The following is a 17,880-nucleotide window of genomic DNA, read 5'->3' as shown; positions in this document are numbered from 1 at the left end:
TAAAAATTCTGCTAATACTTGTTTAAGAATTAAGACAGAATTTTCTCCATCTTTATATCTGCTCTTTCATAACTTACATCCCCCAACGGGGCTTCGACAAAACCAAACTTCTCATACAAATGAAGTGCGGGAAGCAGTATGCGATTTGAATACAGGAATAGCTTTTTAATATTATTGTTTTCGGCAACGGTCATGCAGTGTTCTAATAGTTTGTTCCCAACCCCAAGACCTTGCGCTTTATTTGAAACAGCCATTTTACTCAATTCAAATGTTTCATTATTCATTTTCATTAAGGAAACTGTACCAATGATTTGGCCTTTGTATCTGGCATAAAAGATTAATCCGCCTTTGTCTATAATTTCTTCCTGTGGATTGGAAAGTACCACTTCGTCTCTTTCTTCAACTCTAAAATACTTTTGAAGCCATTCTATGTTTAAGGTTTTGATGTGTTCTTTTAAATCGGAAGAGAAAGGAATTATTTCAACTGTATTATTCATCATCATCGTATTCAAATTTTTTTCTAACCCATTTATCTCCTATAAAATCCCTTTCGGCTTCTTCTCCGTATTCTAAGTTAAAAATTTCATTTAGAGTTTTGTCACTTAGAATTAATTGCTCTAACGCAACGATCACAATGTTTTCTGCTGATATCTCGTCATTTGTCAAAAACTGCCAATCCCCATCTTCATCGTGAATAACACGAAGAATAGATTTTCCATCATTTAGCCAATTTTTTGTTGTAAAAGCGGTAAGATTTTTGGGTTCTCTAAACTTAAAATCAACATTTCTATCTAATAAAGGTTGTTCGTGAAGAAATTTTTCTTCAAAATTTTCTTCCCAAGGAAATTTGTCATTTCGATCTGTCCAAACTAATTGAAGTGCAGGGAAATCATCGGTTTTATAAAGTTTTATAGCGGTATTAAAATAGTCGTTGATATTTCTTGGATCCACTTTTAAAAACTCGACTCGACTATCTTCAAAAATATTTAGATAGGTTTTATTTTTAACTAATACTTCATTTGTTTTTACTATTTCTGCAACATCATTTATTATTTCGTGTAATAAAGATATTGATAGTCCAAAGCAAATTATTTCGGGATGATTGTATTTTTGCCATAGACCTACGCTATACGCAAAAGAAGGTAAGTAGTCAGTTGATTTTATAATTATAACATGAAGACCATACTTTTCAATGTTAAGTTTAGTATTCACAATTAAGTCATCTGGATCAATGCAATTATGTTTATTTTCTGATGTCACTAAGCTTGATTAAATTAATTGTAAACTTCTCTTTCCATCTGCCAACAACTCAACATAAATTGTAGAAGTTTCTTCCGGAAGCAGATTCGCAATTTTTTCTGACCATTCTATAAAACACCAGTTTCCGGAGTACAAATAATCATCAACACCCATATCCAAAGCTTCGGTTTCTTTGTTTAATCGGTAAAAGTCAAAATGATAAACAATCTCATTATTAGAAGTATAGTATTCGTTAACTAAAGAAAAAGTTGGACTGCTGGTCGCATCCTGAACGCCTAAACTTTTACACAATTGCTTGATTAAAGTAGTTTTTCCAACACCCATTTCTCCATTAAAAAGGATAATTTTTTTTGGATTTGAGGCTAAAATTTGCTCTGCCACTTCTTTGATTTGATCTAATGAAAAAACGATATTCATCTTTGTTTATTTTTAATAGTCGCAGTCTCAGTTTTCAGTTTTTATCTGAGGCTGTAAACTGAGGCAGGAGACTTTATTTAGGGTTAAATACCAAAAACGGAATAATCATTTCTTCTAATGAAATTCCTCCGTGCTGATAAGTGTTTTTGTAATAACTCACATAATGATTGTAGTTGTTTACGTAGGCTAAAAAGTAATCATTTTTAGCAAAAATAAACGAACTGCTCATGTTTATAGCAGGCAAACCAATCACTTTAGGCTCTTTTACCACATAAACATCCTTTTGCTCGTACGTTAAACTACGACCGGTTTTGTAGCGCAAATTTAAGCTTGTATTTTTATCTCCAACAACTTTTGAAGGATTTTTTACATTAATAGTACCGTGATCGGTTGTTAGAATTAATTTAAAGCCTAGAAGCTGTGCTTGTTGGATGATTTCCAAAAGAGGTGAGTTTTTAAACCAGCTTAAAGTCAGAGAGCGATACGCTTTATCATCAGAAGCCAATTCTTTTACTACTTCCATTTCGGTTTTAGCATGTGACAACATGTCTACGAAATTATAGACTACAGTTACCAGGTCGTTACCTTTTAGGGCTTTGAAGTTTTCCGCTAGTTTTTTTCCACCGGCATAATTGGTAATTTTAAAATAATCTTCTTTAATATTTAGGCCTAAGCGTTTTAATTGTGCTGAAAGAAATTCGGCTTCGTAAAGGTTTTTTCCGCCATCTTCCACATCATTTTTCCAGTATTGCGGAAATTGTTTTTCCATTTCTATTGGTAATAGACCAGAGAAAATAGAATTACGCGCATACTGGGTAGCTGTTGGAAGTATAGAGAAATAAGGTACTTCTTTTTCTAGTTTGTAATAATTAGAAACAACAGTTTCAAATGATTTCCACTGATCGTAACGAAGATTATCAATAACCACAAACAAAATCGGTTTGTCTTTCTTTTTGATCTCCGGAACTACTAATTCTTTAAACAAATTGTGTGACTGAATTGGCTTATCTGCTTTTGGAGCAAACCAGTCTTCGTAGTTTCTTTCAATATATTTTCCGAATTGTGAATTGGCTTCAACTTTTTGAGACTCAAGAATTTCGATCATGGCCTGATCGTTAATGTTCTCAAGTTCTAATTCCCAAAAAATCAATTTTTTATATAGTTCAATCCAGTCTTCAAAAGAATTAACCATAGCCAGTTCCATAGAGATCTTTCGAAACTCTTTTTGGTAATCTAAGGTTGTTTTTTCAGAAATTAATCTCGAATGATCCAGGTTTTTCTTTAGACTCAATAAAATCTGATTCGGATTGACAGGTTTGATCAGATAATCAGCGATTTTAGAACCAATGGCTTCTTCCATTATATATTCCTCTTCACTTTTGGTAATCATAATCATCGGAATTGCCGATTTTTTCTCTTTCATTTCAGAAAGTGTCTCGAGTCCACTCATTCCCGGCATATTCTCATCTAAGAATACAATATCAAAATTATCCTCTTCAAATAAAGCAATAGCATCTAAACCATTGTTACAAGTAGTTACATTATAGTTTTTCTTCTCCAAAAATAATATATGTGGCTTTAAAAGATCGATTTCATCATCGACCCAAAGTATTTTTATCTTGTCCATAAACGTTTTTTATTTTAATGCAATTTAGAAGTATAGAACTTAAAAAGTATTAAAAATAGTATAAATTTCAGAACTAAGAATGGTATTTTTTGCAGAATAAGTTTTTAAGTTATTGCTATTAATTTGATATTCAAGCTAAACGTTTAGCAATTTTTAAGCAAAAAACGCAAACTTCGTTATAGTTAATTACTTATATTTGTTGACTTAAAAAAAAACCAAATAGTGACTCATATCAATAAGTTAAAAATATTTAATGATCCCATTTACGGGTTTATTTCCATTCCGAATGAACTTATTTACGATTTAATTCAGCACCCGTATTTTCAGCGTTTACGCCGCATTTCGCAAATGGGATTGTCGTATTTGGTTTATCCTGGCGCTAATCATACGCGTTTTCATCATGCTTTAGGCTGTATGCATTTAATGCAGAAATCTGTAGACACACTTCGCTTTAAAGGGGTTGCGATTTCACCTGAAGAAGAAAATGCGCTGTACATTGCTATTTTGCTACACGACATTGGTCATGGACCCTTCTCGCATGCAATGGAAAAAAGTATCGTCGAAGATGTGAATCATGAAGCTATTTCGCTGTTGTTTATGAATCAGCTGAATGAAGAATTTGAAGGAAGACTGAGTCTGGCCATTCTGGTTTTTAAAGGGGATTATCATCGAAAGTTTATGTTACAACTAATTTCCAGTCAGCTGGATATGGATAGAATGGATTATCTTAAAAGAGATAGTTTTTATACCGGTGTAGCCGAAGGAAATGTAAACTCTGAGCGTTTGATTCAGATGATGAATGTGGTGGATGGTGTTTTGGTCATCGAAGAAAAAGGAATTTACTCAGTTGAAAAGTTTCTGCTTTCAAGAAGACTAATGTATTGGCAGGCTTATTTGCATAAAACAAGTCTGGTGGCAGAGTTGATTTTGATGAAGGTGTTAAAAAGAGCCAGAGAATTGACTTTAAAAGGTGTGATTTTACCGTGTAGCGAGCCTCTTTTTTATTTTATGAAGAACAGAGTGACTTTAGAAGACTTTGATGCTGAAAAATTAGATTTATTCTCTCAACTTGATGATTTTGACATTATAAGCGCTTTGAAAGCTTGGCAGAAGTATGATGATTTCATCCTTTCGACTTTGAGTAAGATGCTTATTAATAGAGATTTACTTAAAATTAAACTTACTGCAGAGAAAATACCTGCTGAAGAATTGCAATCTCTGAAAGAAGAATTCGCTAACGAACACCATATTACACAATTAGAGGCGGGTTATTTTATCTTTGGTGGAAAAATTAAAAATCAGGCATACAGTAAAGAGGCTGAACCGATACGAATTTTGAAAAAAGACAAAACAATTGAAGATGTTGTAGAAGCATCTGATCAGTTGAATTTAAGGTCTTTATCTAAATTGGTTACAAAATATTATATCTGTTTCCCAAAACAACTTATCTAAAATTAACATTTAAAATCTATTTTTTATATTTTTGTCGCAATGAAATTTACAGCAGAACAAATAGCGGGAATTTTAGAAGGAGAAGTTGTTGGTAATCCCAATATAGAAGTTTCTCGGTTATCTAAAATAGAAGAAGGTGAGGAGGGATCGCTTACTTTTTTGGCCAATCCAAAATATATCAACCACATATATACTACAAAAGCATCTGTAACTATTGTTAATGATAGCTTTATACCAGAACAGGAAATCACCACGACTTTAATAAAAGTAGAAGACGCTTACGCTTCTTTTTCTAAGCTTTTAGAGTTTTACAATCAAGTAAAACTAAATAAAAACGGAATAGAACCACAGTCTTTTATTACAGAAGGCACTAAATATGGCGAAAATTTATATTTAGGAAGCTTTAGCTATATTGGGCAAAATGTAGTTTTAGGAGACAATGTAAAAATTTACCCAAACAGTTTTATTGGGGATAATGTTGTTATTGGCGATAATGTGTATATTTTTGCAGGCGCTAAAATTTATTCAGAAACTATAATTGGAAACAATTGTACGATTCATTCCGGGACTATTATTGGTGCGGATGGTTTTGGTTTTGTACCAAATGAAGAAGGCGTTTACAGTAAGGTACCACAAATTGGTAACGTTATTATTGAAGATAACGTTGATATTGGTGCTAATACGACAATAGACAGAGCAACTCTTGGTTCGACAATTATAAGACAAGGAGTTAAATTAGATAATCAAATTCAGATTGCACATAATGTTGAAATTGGCAAAAACACAGTAATTGCAGCACAATCAGGTGTTGCCGGTTCAACAAAAATTGGTGAAAACTGTATGATTGGCGGGCAAGTTGGTATCGCAGGCCATTTGACAATAGGCAATAATGTGAGATTGCAGGCTCAATCGGGAGTAGCAAGAAACATCAAAGATGATGAAATTTTACAAGGGACACCGTCTCTTGGATATACTGATTTTAATAAATCGTATGTTCATTTCAAAAATCTGCCTAAAATAGTTGCCGAAGTAGAAGAATTAAAAAAACAAATAATAAACCCAAAAAATGGAAATAATGGTTAAACAGAAGACCATCAAAAATGAAATTTCACTAACAGGCGTTGGATTACACACTGGGAAAGAAGTTACAATGACTTTTAAACCAGCTCCAATTAATAATGGTTTCACTTTTGTAAGAGTAGATTTGCAAGGTCAGCCAGTCATTGAGGCTGATGCTAATTACGTTGTAAATACGCAAAGAGGTACTAATTTAGAAAAACTAGGCGTAAAAATTCAAACTCCTGAACATGTTTTGGCGGCATTAGTTGGATGTGATCTGGACAATGTTATTATAGAATTAGATGCTTCAGAACTTCCTATCATGGATGGTTCTTCAAAATATTTTGTTGAAGCAATTGAAAAAGCTGAAATAGAAGAACAAGATGCAAGCCGTAATGTTTATGTCGTAAAAGAAGTAATTTCATTTACTGATGAAGCAACCGGAAGTGAGATTCTTGTAATGCCAAGTGATGATTATCAGGTGACTACAATGGTAGATTTTGGTACTAAAGTTTTAGGTACTCAAAATGCTACATTAAAAAGTATAGCAGATTTTAAAACAGAAATTGCAAGTTCAAGAACTTTTAGTTTTCTGCATGAATTAGAATCTTTATTAGAGCATGGTTTAATTAAAGGTGGTGACTTAAACAATGCAATTGTTTATGTAGACAAGGAGATTTCTGAATCTACAATGGCGAATTTAAAGAAAGCTTTTGGAAAAGACGAAATATCTGTAAAACCAAACGGAGTTTTAGATAACCTTACCCTACATTATCCAAACGAAGCAGCAAGACACAAGCTTCTTGATGTAATTGGAGATTTATCTCTTATTGGAGTTCGTATTCAAGGTAAAATTATTGCTAATAAACCTGGTCATTTTGTAAATACTCAGTTTGCTAAGAAATTAGCAAAAATCATTAAAATAGAGCAAAGAAATCACGTTCCTGTTTACGATTTAAACCAAGAACCGTTGATGGATATCCATAAAATTATGGCAATGCTTCCTCACAGACCGCCGTTTCTATTGATTGATAGAATCATCGAAATGTCGGATCGTCATGTGGTTGGGTTGAAAAATGTAACAATGAATGAAAATTTCTTTGTTGGACATTTTCCGGAAGCACCAGTTATGCCGGGAGTTTTAATTGTTGAAGCAATGGCACAAACGGGTGGGATTTTGGTTTTGAGTACAGTTCCGGATCCGGAGAATTACTTAACTTATTTCATGAAAATTGACAATGTTAAGTTTAAACACAAAGTATTGCCAGGTGATACATTAATTTTCAAATGTGAATTGATTTCTCCAATCAGAAGAGGAATCTGTCATATGCAGGCAAATGCTTACGCAAATGGGAAATTAGTGACCGAGGCAGAATTAATGGCTCAAATTGCTAGAAAACAATAATAATTAATCAATTTTATTGTTTAGGTTTGTTGCCCAAATTAGATTATTTTAATTTAAAATATAAAAAACACATATGAATCAACCATTAGCATATGTTCATCCTGGCGCTAAAATCGCTAAAAATGTTGTAATTGAGCCTTTTACAACAATCCACAATAATGTAATTATTGGTGATGGTACTTGGATTGGTTCAAATGTGACGATCATGGAAGGAGCCCGAATTGGTAAAAATTGCAATATTTTTCCTGGAGCGGTTATTTCTGCGGTACCACAAGATTTGAAATTTGGAGGAGAAGATTCTCTTGCTATCATAGGGGACAATTGTACCATTAGAGAATGTGTTACTATAAACAGAGGTACAGTTGCTTCCGGACAAACTATTCTTGGAAACAATTGTTTGGTTATGGCGTATGCTCACATTGCTCACGACTGCGAAATTGGTAATAATGCCATTATCGTAAACGGAGTAGCATTGGCAGGTCACGTTGTAGTTGGAAATCACGCAGTAATTGGTGGTTTGGCAGCGATTCATCAATTTATCCATATTGGAGATCATGCTATGATTTCAGGTGGATCTTTGGTTAGAAAAGATGTTCCTCCTTATACCAAAGCCGCAAAAGAGCCGTTATCTTATGTCGGTATCAATTCGGTAGGTTTAAGAAGAAGAGGTTTCAGCACTGAGAAAATCAGAGAAATTCAGGAAATCTATAGAATTTTATACCAAAAAAATTACAATACAACACAAGCTTTAAGTATTATTGAGGCTGAAATGGAAGCTACTCCTGAGAGAGATGAAATTCTTGATTTTATCAGAAATTCATCAAGAGGAATTATGAAAGGTTACTCCGGAAACTATTAAAAAATCGTTTAATTGTTTATTCGTTTATTTGTTTAATCGAACAAACAGTCAAAAGTTAACCGATTCAACAAAAACAAAACAAAAAACAAATGTGATTTAGGATTTTAGAATCTGAAAATTACATTCTAAAATCTAAAATAAAAAAACAAATGGCATCTACATCAGATATTAGAAACGGGTTATGTATCAAATACAACCACGATATTTATAAAATCATTGAGTTTCTTCACGTAAAACCTGGAAAAGGCCCAGCTTTCGTAAGAACTAAATTAAAAAGTTTAACTACAGGAAAAGTATTAGATAATACATTTTCTGCAGGACATAAAATCGAAGACGTTCGTGTAGAAACACATACTTTTCAGTTTTTATATGCTGAAGGAGATGAGTTTCACTTTATGAATGCAGAAACTTTCGAGCAAATTTCTTTGAATAAAAATATTCTTGATAATCCTGGATTATTGAAAGAGGGAACTAACGTAATGGTTCAGATCAACACTGAAACTGACCTTCCTTTGTCTGTTGATATGCCTACATCTGTAGTTCTTGAAATTACTTATGCTGAACCGGGAGTAAAAGGAAATACAGCTACTAATGCTACAAAATCTGCAACAGTAGAGACCGGAGCAACTGTAAATGTACCTTTGTTCATCAACGAAGGTGATAAAATTAAAATTGATACTGCTTCAGGTTCTTACATGGAGCGTGTAAAAGAGTAGTTTTTATAAGTTTTCAGTTTTCAGTCGCAGTTATCAGTTTGTTAATGCAGATTGAAAACTGAGACTGAAAACTGAGACTGAAAACTAAATAAATATATGAAATTTCCAAAGATTCATTCTTTACAAGAAATTGCAAATTTGCTTGATTGCGAATTTATTGGTGACCAAAACTTTCCCGTTTTAGGCATGAACGAGATACATGTCGTTGAGCCCGGTGATATTGTTTTTGTTGACCATCCCAAATATTACGATAAAGCTTTACAATCTGCTGCTACAATAATTTTAATTAATAAAAAAGTAGACTGCCCTGAAGGTAAAGCACTTTTAATTTCTGATGATCCTTTCAGAGATTTCAATATCCTAACCAAACATTTTAGACCTTTTCAAGGCACAAGTGTATCGATTGCTCTTTCTGCAACTATTGGAGAAGGAACAGTTATTCAGCCTAATTGTTTCATTGGAAACCATGTTACAATCGGAAAAAACTGTTTGATTCATCCAAATGTTACTATTTATGATCATACCGTAATTGGTGATAATGTAATGATCCACGCCGGAACCATTTTAGGTGCTGACGCGTTTTATTATAAAAAACGCCCCGATGGCTTTGATCAGTTGGTTTCAGGTGGAAGAGTAGTTGTCGAAAACAATGTAGGTATTGGAGCACTTTGTACAATCGACAAAGGTGTTACCGGTGATACGACTATTGGAGAAGGTACAAAATTGGACAATCAGGTACATGTAGGACATGATACTGTGATTGGTAAAAAATGTTTAATTGCATCGCAAACAGGTATTGCTGGTTGTGTCGTAATTGAAGATGAAGTTACAATTTGGGGACAAGTAGGAACAACCAGTGGAATCACAATAGGAGCGAAGGCTGTTATTATGGGACAAACGGGAGTTACTAAATCGGTTGAAGGAGGAAAATCATATTTCGGTACTCCAATCGAAGAATCAAGAGAAAAGTTAAAACAATTGGCCAATATCAAAAAGATTCCTGAAATTCTAAATAAATTGAAGTAATTATGTCTATAAAAGAATTTGTTCAAAAATTTTACAAGTCTGATGCCTTAATTGATAGCGAAATCATGAAAACCTACCTGCATCCTGAGGTAAAGTTAGATTGGAACAGCACTAAAGGACTAATCGAAATGGATTACGATTCGATGACCGCTATGGCAAACGAGCTGAGTCGTGCTTATGTGCGTTCTAAGGTCAGAATTAGCCACATTATTGCAGAAGATGACTTGGTTTCAATACGATATTCTCATTTTGTAAAAACGATTGAAAACCCGAGAGAAGAGATGTTATTAGCTCATTTTACTACAATTTGGCAAATAAAAGATGATAAATTATATCGCGGTTATCAAATGAGTCAATTTTCTTAATTTTTTTGACGACAAAAAGGTTAAAATACGTTACAAAACCTTACTTTTGCATCACAATTTTAAAAACTACATAAAATATATATCATGAGTGTTTTAGTTAATAAAGATTCCAAAATAATTGTTCAAGGATTTACAGGAAGCGAAGGAACTTTCCACGCTTCTCAAATGATTGAGTACGGTACTAATGTTGTTGGTGGTGTAACTCCTGGAAAAGGAGGAACAAGCCATTTAGATCGTCCGGTTTTTAACACAGTAAAAGATGCTGTAGAACAAGCCGGAGCTGATACATCTATCATTTTTGTTCCGCCAGCTTTTGCTGCTGATGCAATTATGGAAGCTGCTGACGCTGGAATTAAAGTAATTATTGCTATTACAGAAGGAATTCCTGTAGCAGATATGATTAAAGCGAATAACTATGTTAAAGAAAGAAATTCTAGATTAATCGGACCAAACTGTCCAGGAGTAATCACTCCGGGTGAAGCTAAAGTTGGTATTATGCCAGGTTTCGTTTTCAAAAAAGGAACAGTTGGGATCGTTTCTAAATCAGGAACTTTAACTTATGAAGCTGCTGACCAGGTTGTAAAACAAGGTTTAGGAATTACTACAGCTATTGGTATTGGTGGAGATCCAATTATTGGAACTACAACTAAAGAGGCTGTTGAATTATTAATGAACGACCCTGAAACTGAAATCATCATTATGATTGGTGAAATCGGAGGACAATTAGAAGCTGATGCTGCTAAATGGGTAAGAGCTGATGGTAACCGTAAGCCAGTTGTTGGTTTTATTGCTGGAGAAACTGCTCCTGCAGGTAGAACAATGGGTCACGCAGGTGCTATTGTTGGCGGTTCTGACGATACAGCTGCTGCTAAAAAACAAATCATGAGAGACAACGGAATCCACGTTGTTGATTCACCAGCTGAAATTGGTAAAAAAGTAAAAGAAGTACTTGGATAATCTCCAATATTTGAAATAATAAATTCCAAAAAAAGTCTCAATATTACTTGAGACTTTTTTACATTTTAAAATGCTGGGGTATAAATAGAAAAAACTTAGCGGCTAAGAACCTCAGTACCTTAGAAGCTAAAAAAAGAAATATGTACAAAGAATTAGAAAAATTTAAAGTAAGCAACAGTTTTACTTTTACGATCGAAGACAGTTTAGAACAAGTTTGCAATGCTCCTGAAGCAGGTGCAGGTGTTTTTGTAGTCTATGCAGTTGAAGGAGATGCAAAAGAGTTAATCATGGTAGGTTCTACAGGAACTGTTCAAAACGATGGTACTTTAAAAAGTAAAAACGGTGGTTTATATGATAAAATCGTAAACGGACACCAATTTGCAAAAACCGGAAGAAAATATTCTTGGCCAGCACAAATGAAGCTAGAGAATATTAGCGCTCTTGAAGTAGTTTGGTACGAAACTTTTACCGCAGATGTAAAAGGAATTCCAACGACTGTAGAAGGACAGGTTTTGCAAAACTTCTTAGATGAAAACGCAAAATTACCAAGATGGAATGTAGCTTTTTAAGAAAACATCTCCTATAATAATATTTAAAGCCTTGCTATTTATTTAGTAAGGCTTTTTTTATTAAGCTTTAGGTTTTGATTTTTTGGTTTTATATATTTAGTGACCAAAAACAAACCAAAACAATGTCTAAAAACTACCTGCTATTACTGACTTTATGCTTTTTTTGTTCTGCTAACTCGCAGACAATTAATATCCCTGACGCCAATTTTAAGGCAAAATTACTTGAAGCGGATGTATTAAACGAGATTGCTCAGGATAAAAATCAGAATAACATAAAAATTGACGCAAATGGCGATGGTGAAATTCAATTGTCCGAAGCTTTAAACGTTTATTATTTAACAGTTAAAGAATCTAGTATTTCGTCTGTAGTAGGTATTAAAAATTTTGACAATCTGATAGAATTTAAGTGTGGACAGAATAATATTACATCGATCGATGTAAGTAATATGAATAACCTTTTGTATTTAGAATGTTATATTAATCAAATTGTTAATTTAAATCTTTCAGGAACAAGCAATCTTTACGAATTGAATTGCCAGGAAAATTTATTGACAACTTTAAACTTATCAAGTGTTAGTAAACTGACTAGTTTAAATTGCAGCGTAAATCAATTAACCGACTTAGATGTAACGGTTTTACCGGATTTATTCTCTTTATTTTGTGGGTGGAATCAACTGACTGAGTTGAATTTATCAAATCAAAATCCGACTACTTTTAATGCCCTGTCTTGTTCCAAAAATAATCTATCAAATCTCGATATAGTTCGGTTCAACAATCTTCACACTTTGCATTGTAGCGAAAATCCGCTTACAAATTTAGAGATATCTGCCTATTCAACTTTAGGATCTTTAGCATATTCTGAAACTAAAATTTCTAATTTTGACGTGACGAAATTCCCAAACCTTATCTATTTATCATGTTCTCAGACGGAAACGACAAGTTTGGATTTGACAGGATTAGTAAAATTAAAAATACTAGATTGTGTACAGAATAAATTAACAAATTTAGATGTTTCAACCTCAATAAATTTGGAAAGTTTATCTTGTACTTATAATTCGTTAACCAATTTAGATGTTACGAAGCTATCTAAACTTGGGTATTTGCAAATAGGTAATAATCAATTAGAATCAATAGATTTGAAAAACCTGATTAACCTTAAGGATATAACAATCTTTGATACTGCTCTAAAAGACATAGACCTTAGTCATTCTGTTTCATTGGAAAAAGTTTACATTTCCAGTAATCCTCTTCTGGAATCGATATCGATCAAAAACGGAAGCATGGAAAAAGAAATTCAAATAGCTCAAAATCCAAAGTTGAAATATGTTTGTACAGATGAAGAACAAATAACTAAAATTGAAAATATACTTCGAGAAAATGGTATAAATGATTGTAATGTCAATTCATATTGCTCGTTTACTTCCGGAGGAGACAGTTTTACTATTCAGGGAAAGAATAAGAATGATGCAGATCATAACGGTTGTGATGTTTCTGATACTCCGGCATCTTTTTTAAAATTCAAAATTGATGATGGTACAAAAGCAGGAAATTTTATTACGAATGAAACTGGTTTGTATGCTATAAAAGTACCAGCAGGATCGTATACTATTAGCCCTGTTTTTGAAAATAGCAACTACTTTACAATTTCGCCATCCTCATTGCAAGTTGAATTTCCTACAACCACAAGTCCGTTTATACAGGATTTCTGTTTAGTGCCACAAGGAATACGTAACGACTTAGAGATTATAACATTACCACTTGAACCCGCAAGACCAGGTTTTATTGCAAAATATAAAATCGTTTATAAAAATAAAGGAAATAAAACACAATCAGGAACTGTGAATTTATCCTTTAATGGTGCAGCATTAAAGATTATAAGTGCAACTGAAGCAATTTCATCTCAAACACAAAGTAATATATCTTGGAATTTTAGTAATCTAAAACCTTTTGAAACTAGAGAAATTTTACTTTACCTGGATGTAAACTCACCTATAGAGACACCGGCAATAAATAATGGGGATATCCTTAAATATGTAGCTACGGTAATTTCTGCAGAAACTGATGAAAAGCCGATTGATAATACTTTCGAGTTGAATCAAACAGTTGTAGGATCTTATGATCCTAACGATAAAACATGTTTAGAAGGCGATGTTATTAAACCTGAATTAATAGGAGAGTATGTTCATTATATGATTCGTTTTGAAAACACAGGAACTTACGCGGCCCAAAATATTGTCGTAAAAGACATGGTCGACTTATCAAAATTTGATATTTCGACATTGATTCCAACAAGTTCAAGTCATTCATTTGTGACCAAAATCTCAGAAGGAAATAAAGTAGAATTTGTATTTGAAAATATTAGTCTTCCTTTTGATGATGCGCATAATGATGGTTATGTGGCGTTCAAAATTAAAACCTTACCGACTTTAAAAGTAGGAGATAGTTTTACCAATGAAGCAAATATATACTTTGATTATAATTTCCCAATTTTAACCAACAAACCAACTTCGACATTTAAAACATTAGGAACTCAAGATTTTTCTTTCTCCAATTATTTTAATGTTTACCCAAATGCTGTATATGATATTTTAAATATCACTGCTAAGAACACAATCGATATAATATCAATGTCAGTTTATAATGTACTGGGACAACTTGAAATTTCAGTGCCTAATGGTAAAAATACTTCAACAATCGATGTTTCAAGTTTGACAACGGGAAATTATATTTTAAAAGTAAAAACCGATAAAGGGATTTCGGGAGTAAAATTTATTAAAAAATAACAATAAAAATGTGGTGGTAAAATCTGATAATTAATAGAGCTCTTTAAATGATATTCTTTAATATTATCGAGCGCAAAGCTTGTTATATTAGTAAAAAAAAGTACAGTTTTCTAATATGAGGAGCTTCCTTTTTAATGGTAAAAATTAGTACTTATTTTTAAAAATTCTATTGCAATCAAAACTCTACTATTCAAAACTTATTAGATGAAAACGCAAAATTACCAAGATGAAATATAGCTTTTTAAGAAAATATTTCCTATCATAATATTTAAAGCGTTGCTATTTATTTAGTAAGGCTTTTTTTACTGGCTTTTGATCTCAAGTTTTATATATTTAGAAATTAAATAAACTAACCTAATACTATGATAAAAAACTACCTTCTATTGTTATATTTATGCCTAATTTCTTCTGCTGAAGCTCAGATCATAAATTTTCCGGATGCCAATTTTAAAGCAAAGTTAGTGACCGCAAATTCCTCCAATCGAATTGCTGAAGGATTAAATGGTCTTCCTATCAAGATAGATACAAACGAGGATGGAGAAATTGATCACTTAGAAGCTTTACAAGTAAAACGTTTAAATGTTAAAGAATCAAATATAAAATCTTTAGAAGGTATCAATTACTTTACAAATATTACCACTCTTTACTGTCGTACTAATAGTCTAACCTATTTAAATCTAGACTCTTTAGTTAATTTAACCTTCTTAGATTCCGCAAATAACCAACTTACGACATTAGATTTAAATAAATTAAAAAATCTTACTCATTTAGATTGCCAAGCAAATCAGCTAACTTCATTAAACCTAAGTAAATTAACTGAACTTCGTAGTTTAGCTATAAACAACAATAAGATTACTTATTTCGACCCTAGTCCTTTGAAAAATCTAATCTCTTTTTATTGCGAGTTCAATCAGCTAGCAACAATAGATGTTAATCCTTTAGATAATCTTTTCGATTTTAATTGTTCTAACAATCTCCTCACGACTTTAAATATAAATAACCTTTCTAAGCTTCGAGATTTAAATTGTTCAATTAATAAAATTTCGAATTTAAATATTACCGAACTACCCAATCTTACTAATTTAAATTGTAGTGGTAATCAACTTATTTCTTTTAGTCTAATCTCTTTTACTAAGCTTAAGTATTTTGCATGTAAAAGGAATAAAACTAAGATTCTTGATCTAGACGGATTGGTAAATCTTGAAATCCTATCTTGTTCAGAAAACGAACTTACTAATTTAGACCTAAAAACTTTAAGAAGCTTAAAAATGCTTTCTTGTTCTTCTAATTTGTTGAAGAGCTTAGATATAACCAAGCTACCTGACCTAGAATCTCTGGCATTTCGAAATAATCAGATAACGACAATCGACTTTTCGAGTAATTCAAAATTACAACACATAATTGGCGCAAAGAACCCAATAGAATATTTAGATTTTTCAAATCTGAAAAATCTTGAATACTTAACGTTTGGTAATACACCTATTCATACACTTGATTTGAGTAATTCAAAAAAACTAATAGGGCTTAACATTGCAAGTTGTCCAAATTTAAAATTTATCAATTTAAAAAATGGCAGCATCGAGGACCTAAATCACGCAGAAGATGCGGCAGATGATGAAGATAACATAGACTATGATTTTATTAATTTTCGTAATTGCCCTAATTTGAAATATATCTGCGCCGATGATTCTCAAATTGAAGCAATTACACAAAAAATATCAGCCTACAATTACGTAAACTGCGTAGTTGGAGGATATTGTACTTTTGTTTCGGGTGAGGAAAATTATACAATTAAAGGAAGTGCCAAATTAGATCTTGAAAACAACGGTTGTAATGTTTCAGATCCATCCGTTTCAAACTTAAAATTCCTAATTACAGGTCCCAAAACGTCAAATTTGATAACTGATCAGACAGGAAATTACTTAGTACAAGTACCAATAGGAGAGTACACTATCAAACCAATACTCGAAAACCCTGATTATTTCGCTGTCTCCCCGTCATCAATAAAAGTTGATTTTAAAAATGATCCAAATTCGATAACACAAAATTTTTGTGTTATTCCAAGTTCGCAATACAAAGACTTAGAAATTAATATGATAGCAATGCAAGTTGCCAGACCAGGTTTTGATACTGATTATAAAATCATCTACAAGAATAAAGGAAATATATCACAATCAGGAACAGTTAATTTATCATTCAAGGATGATATTTTAGATTTTATTAGTGCAATTCCTGCTGTGTCTAATCAGTCATTGAATAATTTATCATGGACTTTTACGGATTTAAAACCATTTGAAAACAGAGAGATTTCATTTGTATTAAATGTAAATTCTCCAATAGAAACTCCAGCTGTCAATAATGGTGATATTCTCAATTACACGACCTCAATTCATTCTGCAGAAACTGATAAAACACCTATTGACAACACTTTTGTTTTAAGTCAAAAAGTTGTAGGTTCTTATGATCCTAACGATAAAACATGTTTAGAAGGCGATGTTATTAAACCTGAATTAATAGGAGAGTATGTTCATTATATGATTCGTTTTGAAAACACAGGAACTTACGCGGCCCAAAATATTGTCGTAAAAGACATGATCGACTTATCTAAATTTGATATTTCGACATTAATTCCAACAAGTTCAAGCCATTTATTTGTCACCAAAATCTCAGACGGAAATAAAGTAGAATTTATTTTTGAAAATATTAGTCTTCCTTTTGATGATGCACATAATGATGGTTATGTGGCATTCAAAATTAAAACCTTACCGACTTTAAAAGTAGGAGATAGTTTTACCAATGAAGCAAATATATACTTTGATTATAATTTCCCAATTTTAACCAACAAACCAACTTCGACATTTAAAACTCTGGGAACTCAGGATTTTATTTTTTCAAATTATTTTAGCGTGCATCCGAATCCTGCAGTAGATGTATTAAATATAAATTCTAAAAAGAATATTGAGGTATTTTCAATGGCAATCTATGATGTTTTAGGACAATTAATAATTGCTGTTCCGGATGCTCAGAATATTTCGGCAATTAATGTTTCGAGCTTGACAACTGGAAATTATATTTTGAAAGCAAAAACTGACAAGGGAATTTCGGCTATAAAATTTGTTAAAAAATAGAATCAAAAATGATGGTAGTAAAATCTGACAATTTGTAAAAGTAAATGAATCTCTTTATTTAAAAAAAATAAGCTAAACCCCGTGAGGCCAACAAAAAAGGCTTTTTTCTCACCTAAATAACAAGGTTTTTTATTTAAAAAAATTTGTTTTAAAAATTTGCTTTTATATATTTATCACATAGATATACAGAAATATGTTAAAAAAACGTATTCTTTATGTTAAAAACAACTGCTTATTTTCAAGAATTCTATTGTGAT

Annotated in this window: 15 protein-coding genes; 11 read left to right on the top strand and 4 right to left on the bottom strand. The window is 32.3% G+C overall.

Annotated elements, in window-relative coordinates; genetic code table 11:
- Positions 1-29 precede the first annotated feature (29 nt).
- The 4 genes from OGZ34_RS15545 to porX all read right to left on the bottom strand — a co-directional run bounded on the left by OGZ34_RS15545 (position 30) and on the right by porX (position 3,304).
- Positions 30-503 (bottom strand): GNAT family N-acetyltransferase, encoded by a 474-nt coding sequence (locus OGZ34_RS15545; protein WP_263360803.1) that lies wholly within the window; start codon positions 501-503, stop codon positions 30-32.
- Entirely contained in the window at positions 490-1,260 is a 771-nt protein-coding gene (locus OGZ34_RS15540) for a DUF4262 domain-containing protein (RefSeq protein WP_263360802.1), read from the bottom strand. Before OGZ34_RS15540 ends, OGZ34_RS15545 begins: the two co-directional genes overlap by 14 nt.
- Before the next feature lie 9 nt (positions 1,261-1,269).
- On the bottom strand, positions 1,270-1,677 hold the full coding sequence (gene tsaE / locus OGZ34_RS15535; protein WP_263360801.1) for a tRNA (adenosine(37)-N6)-threonylcarbamoyltransferase complex ATPase subunit type 1 TsaE: 408 nt from the start codon (positions 1,675-1,677) through the stop codon (positions 1,270-1,272).
- Between the two features lie 73 nt (positions 1,678-1,750).
- Positions 1,751-3,304 carry a T9SS response regulator signal transducer PorX gene (gene porX / locus OGZ34_RS15530; protein WP_173967768.1) on the bottom strand — a complete coding sequence of 518 codons (1,554 nt, stop codon included), beginning with the start codon at positions 3,302-3,304 and terminating at the stop codon, positions 1,751-1,753.
- Positions 3,305-3,526: 222 nt separating this feature from the next.
- Here porX and OGZ34_RS15525 point away from each other — a divergent pair, with 222 nt between their 5' ends.
- The 11 genes from OGZ34_RS15525 to OGZ34_RS15475 all read left to right on the top strand — a co-directional run bounded on the left by OGZ34_RS15525 (position 3,527) and on the right by OGZ34_RS15475 (position 17,623).
- The gene (locus OGZ34_RS15525) at positions 3,527-4,756 is read left to right on the top strand and encodes an HD domain-containing protein (RefSeq protein ID WP_263360800.1); all 1,230 of its coding nucleotides are present in this window, start codon (positions 3,527-3,529) and stop codon (positions 4,754-4,756) included.
- 39 nt (positions 4,757-4,795) lie between these two features.
- The gene (gene lpxD, locus OGZ34_RS15520) at positions 4,796-5,839 is read left to right on the top strand and encodes a UDP-3-O-(3-hydroxymyristoyl)glucosamine N-acyltransferase (protein ID WP_263360799.1); all 1,044 of its coding nucleotides are present in this window, start codon (positions 4,796-4,798) and stop codon (positions 5,837-5,839) included.
- Positions 5,832-7,220 (top strand): bifunctional UDP-3-O-[3-hydroxymyristoyl] N-acetylglucosamine deacetylase/3-hydroxyacyl-ACP dehydratase, encoded by a 1,389-nt coding sequence (locus tag OGZ34_RS15515; RefSeq protein WP_173967765.1) that lies wholly within the window; start codon positions 5,832-5,834, stop codon positions 7,218-7,220. The genes lpxD and OGZ34_RS15515 overlap by 8 nt, the downstream gene beginning before the upstream one ends.
- Before the next feature lie 73 nt (positions 7,221-7,293).
- Positions 7,294-8,079, top strand: coding sequence for an acyl-ACP--UDP-N-acetylglucosamine O-acyltransferase (lpxA, locus tag OGZ34_RS15510; protein ID WP_017497513.1), 786 nt, complete (start codon positions 7,294-7,296; stop codon positions 8,077-8,079).
- Between the two features lie 149 nt (positions 8,080-8,228).
- Positions 8,229-8,795, top strand: coding sequence for an elongation factor P (gene efp, locus OGZ34_RS15505; protein ID WP_173967764.1), 567 nt, complete (start codon positions 8,229-8,231; stop codon positions 8,793-8,795).
- A gap of 96 nt (positions 8,796-8,891) precedes the next feature.
- The gene (locus OGZ34_RS15500; protein ID WP_263360798.1) at positions 8,892-9,821 is read left to right on the top strand and encodes a UDP-3-O-(3-hydroxymyristoyl)glucosamine N-acyltransferase; all 930 of its coding nucleotides are present in this window, start codon (positions 8,892-8,894) and stop codon (positions 9,819-9,821) included.
- A 2-nt stretch (positions 9,822-9,823) separates the two neighbouring features.
- Positions 9,824-10,186, top strand: a complete 363-nt coding sequence (locus OGZ34_RS15495) for a nuclear transport factor 2 family protein (protein WP_173967762.1) — start codon at positions 9,824-9,826, stop codon at positions 10,184-10,186.
- 84 nt (positions 10,187-10,270) lie between these two features.
- Complete coding sequence (gene sucD, locus OGZ34_RS15490; protein WP_017497509.1) at positions 10,271-11,143, top strand: succinate--CoA ligase subunit alpha; 873 nt, start codon at positions 10,271-10,273, stop codon at positions 11,141-11,143.
- 140 nt (positions 11,144-11,283) lie between these two features.
- Positions 11,284-11,712: a hypothetical protein gene (locus tag OGZ34_RS15485; RefSeq protein ID WP_263360797.1), complete on the top strand. Its 429-nt coding sequence runs from the start codon at positions 11,284-11,286 to the stop codon at positions 11,710-11,712.
- Positions 11,713-11,834: 122 nt separating this feature from the next.
- The gene (locus OGZ34_RS15480) at positions 11,835-14,495 is read left to right on the top strand and encodes a DUF7619 domain-containing protein (protein ID WP_263360796.1); all 2,661 of its coding nucleotides are present in this window, start codon (positions 11,835-11,837) and stop codon (positions 14,493-14,495) included.
- A 362-nt stretch (positions 14,496-14,857) separates the two neighbouring features.
- Complete coding sequence (locus OGZ34_RS15475) at positions 14,858-17,623, top strand: DUF7619 domain-containing protein (protein WP_263360795.1); 2,766 nt, start codon at positions 14,858-14,860, stop codon at positions 17,621-17,623.
- Positions 17,624-17,880: the final 257 nt, after the last annotated feature.

It is taken from the genome of Flavobacterium collinsii, from assembly GCF_946903285.1.
Lineage (GTDB): Bacteria > Bacteroidota > Bacteroidia > Flavobacteriales > Flavobacteriaceae > Flavobacterium > Flavobacterium collinsii.
This window is presented reverse-complemented; position numbering and strand designations above follow the sequence as displayed.

Excerpts from the sequence above, each read along its gene's own strand:
- OGZ34_RS15475 (WP_263360795.1), top strand. The coding sequence starts at position 14,858 with ATGATAAAAAACTACCTTCTATTGTTATATTTATGCCTAATTTCTTCT.
- sucD (WP_017497509.1), top strand. The coding sequence starts at position 10,271 with ATGAGTGTTTTAGTTAATAAAGATTCCAAAATAATTGTTCAAGGATTT.
- OGZ34_RS15485 (WP_263360797.1), top strand. The coding sequence starts at position 11,284 with ATGTACAAAGAATTAGAAAAATTTAAAGTAAGCAACAGTTTTACTTTT.
- OGZ34_RS15515 (WP_173967765.1), top strand. The coding sequence starts at position 5,832 with ATGGTTAAACAGAAGACCATCAAAAATGAAATTTCACTAACAGGCGTT.
- porX (WP_173967768.1), bottom strand. The coding sequence starts at position 3,304 with ATGGACAAGATAAAAATACTTTGGGTCGATGATGAAATCGATCTTTTA.
- OGZ34_RS15495 (WP_173967762.1), top strand. The coding sequence starts at position 9,824 with ATGTCTATAAAAGAATTTGTTCAAAAATTTTACAAGTCTGATGCCTTA.
- OGZ34_RS15545 (WP_263360803.1), bottom strand. The coding sequence starts at position 503 with ATGATGATGAATAATACAGTTGAAATAATTCCTTTCTCTTCCGATTTA.
- lpxD (WP_263360799.1), top strand. The coding sequence starts at position 4,796 with ATGAAATTTACAGCAGAACAAATAGCGGGAATTTTAGAAGGAGAAGTT.
- OGZ34_RS15480 (WP_263360796.1), top strand. The coding sequence starts at position 11,835 with ATGTCTAAAAACTACCTGCTATTACTGACTTTATGCTTTTTTTGTTCT.
- lpxA (WP_017497513.1), top strand. The coding sequence starts at position 7,294 with ATGAATCAACCATTAGCATATGTTCATCCTGGCGCTAAAATCGCTAAA.
- tsaE (WP_263360801.1), bottom strand. The coding sequence starts at position 1,677 with ATGAATATCGTTTTTTCATTAGATCAAATCAAAGAAGTGGCAGAGCAA.
- efp (WP_173967764.1), top strand. The coding sequence starts at position 8,229 with ATGGCATCTACATCAGATATTAGAAACGGGTTATGTATCAAATACAAC.
- OGZ34_RS15500 (WP_263360798.1), top strand. The coding sequence starts at position 8,892 with ATGAAATTTCCAAAGATTCATTCTTTACAAGAAATTGCAAATTTGCTT.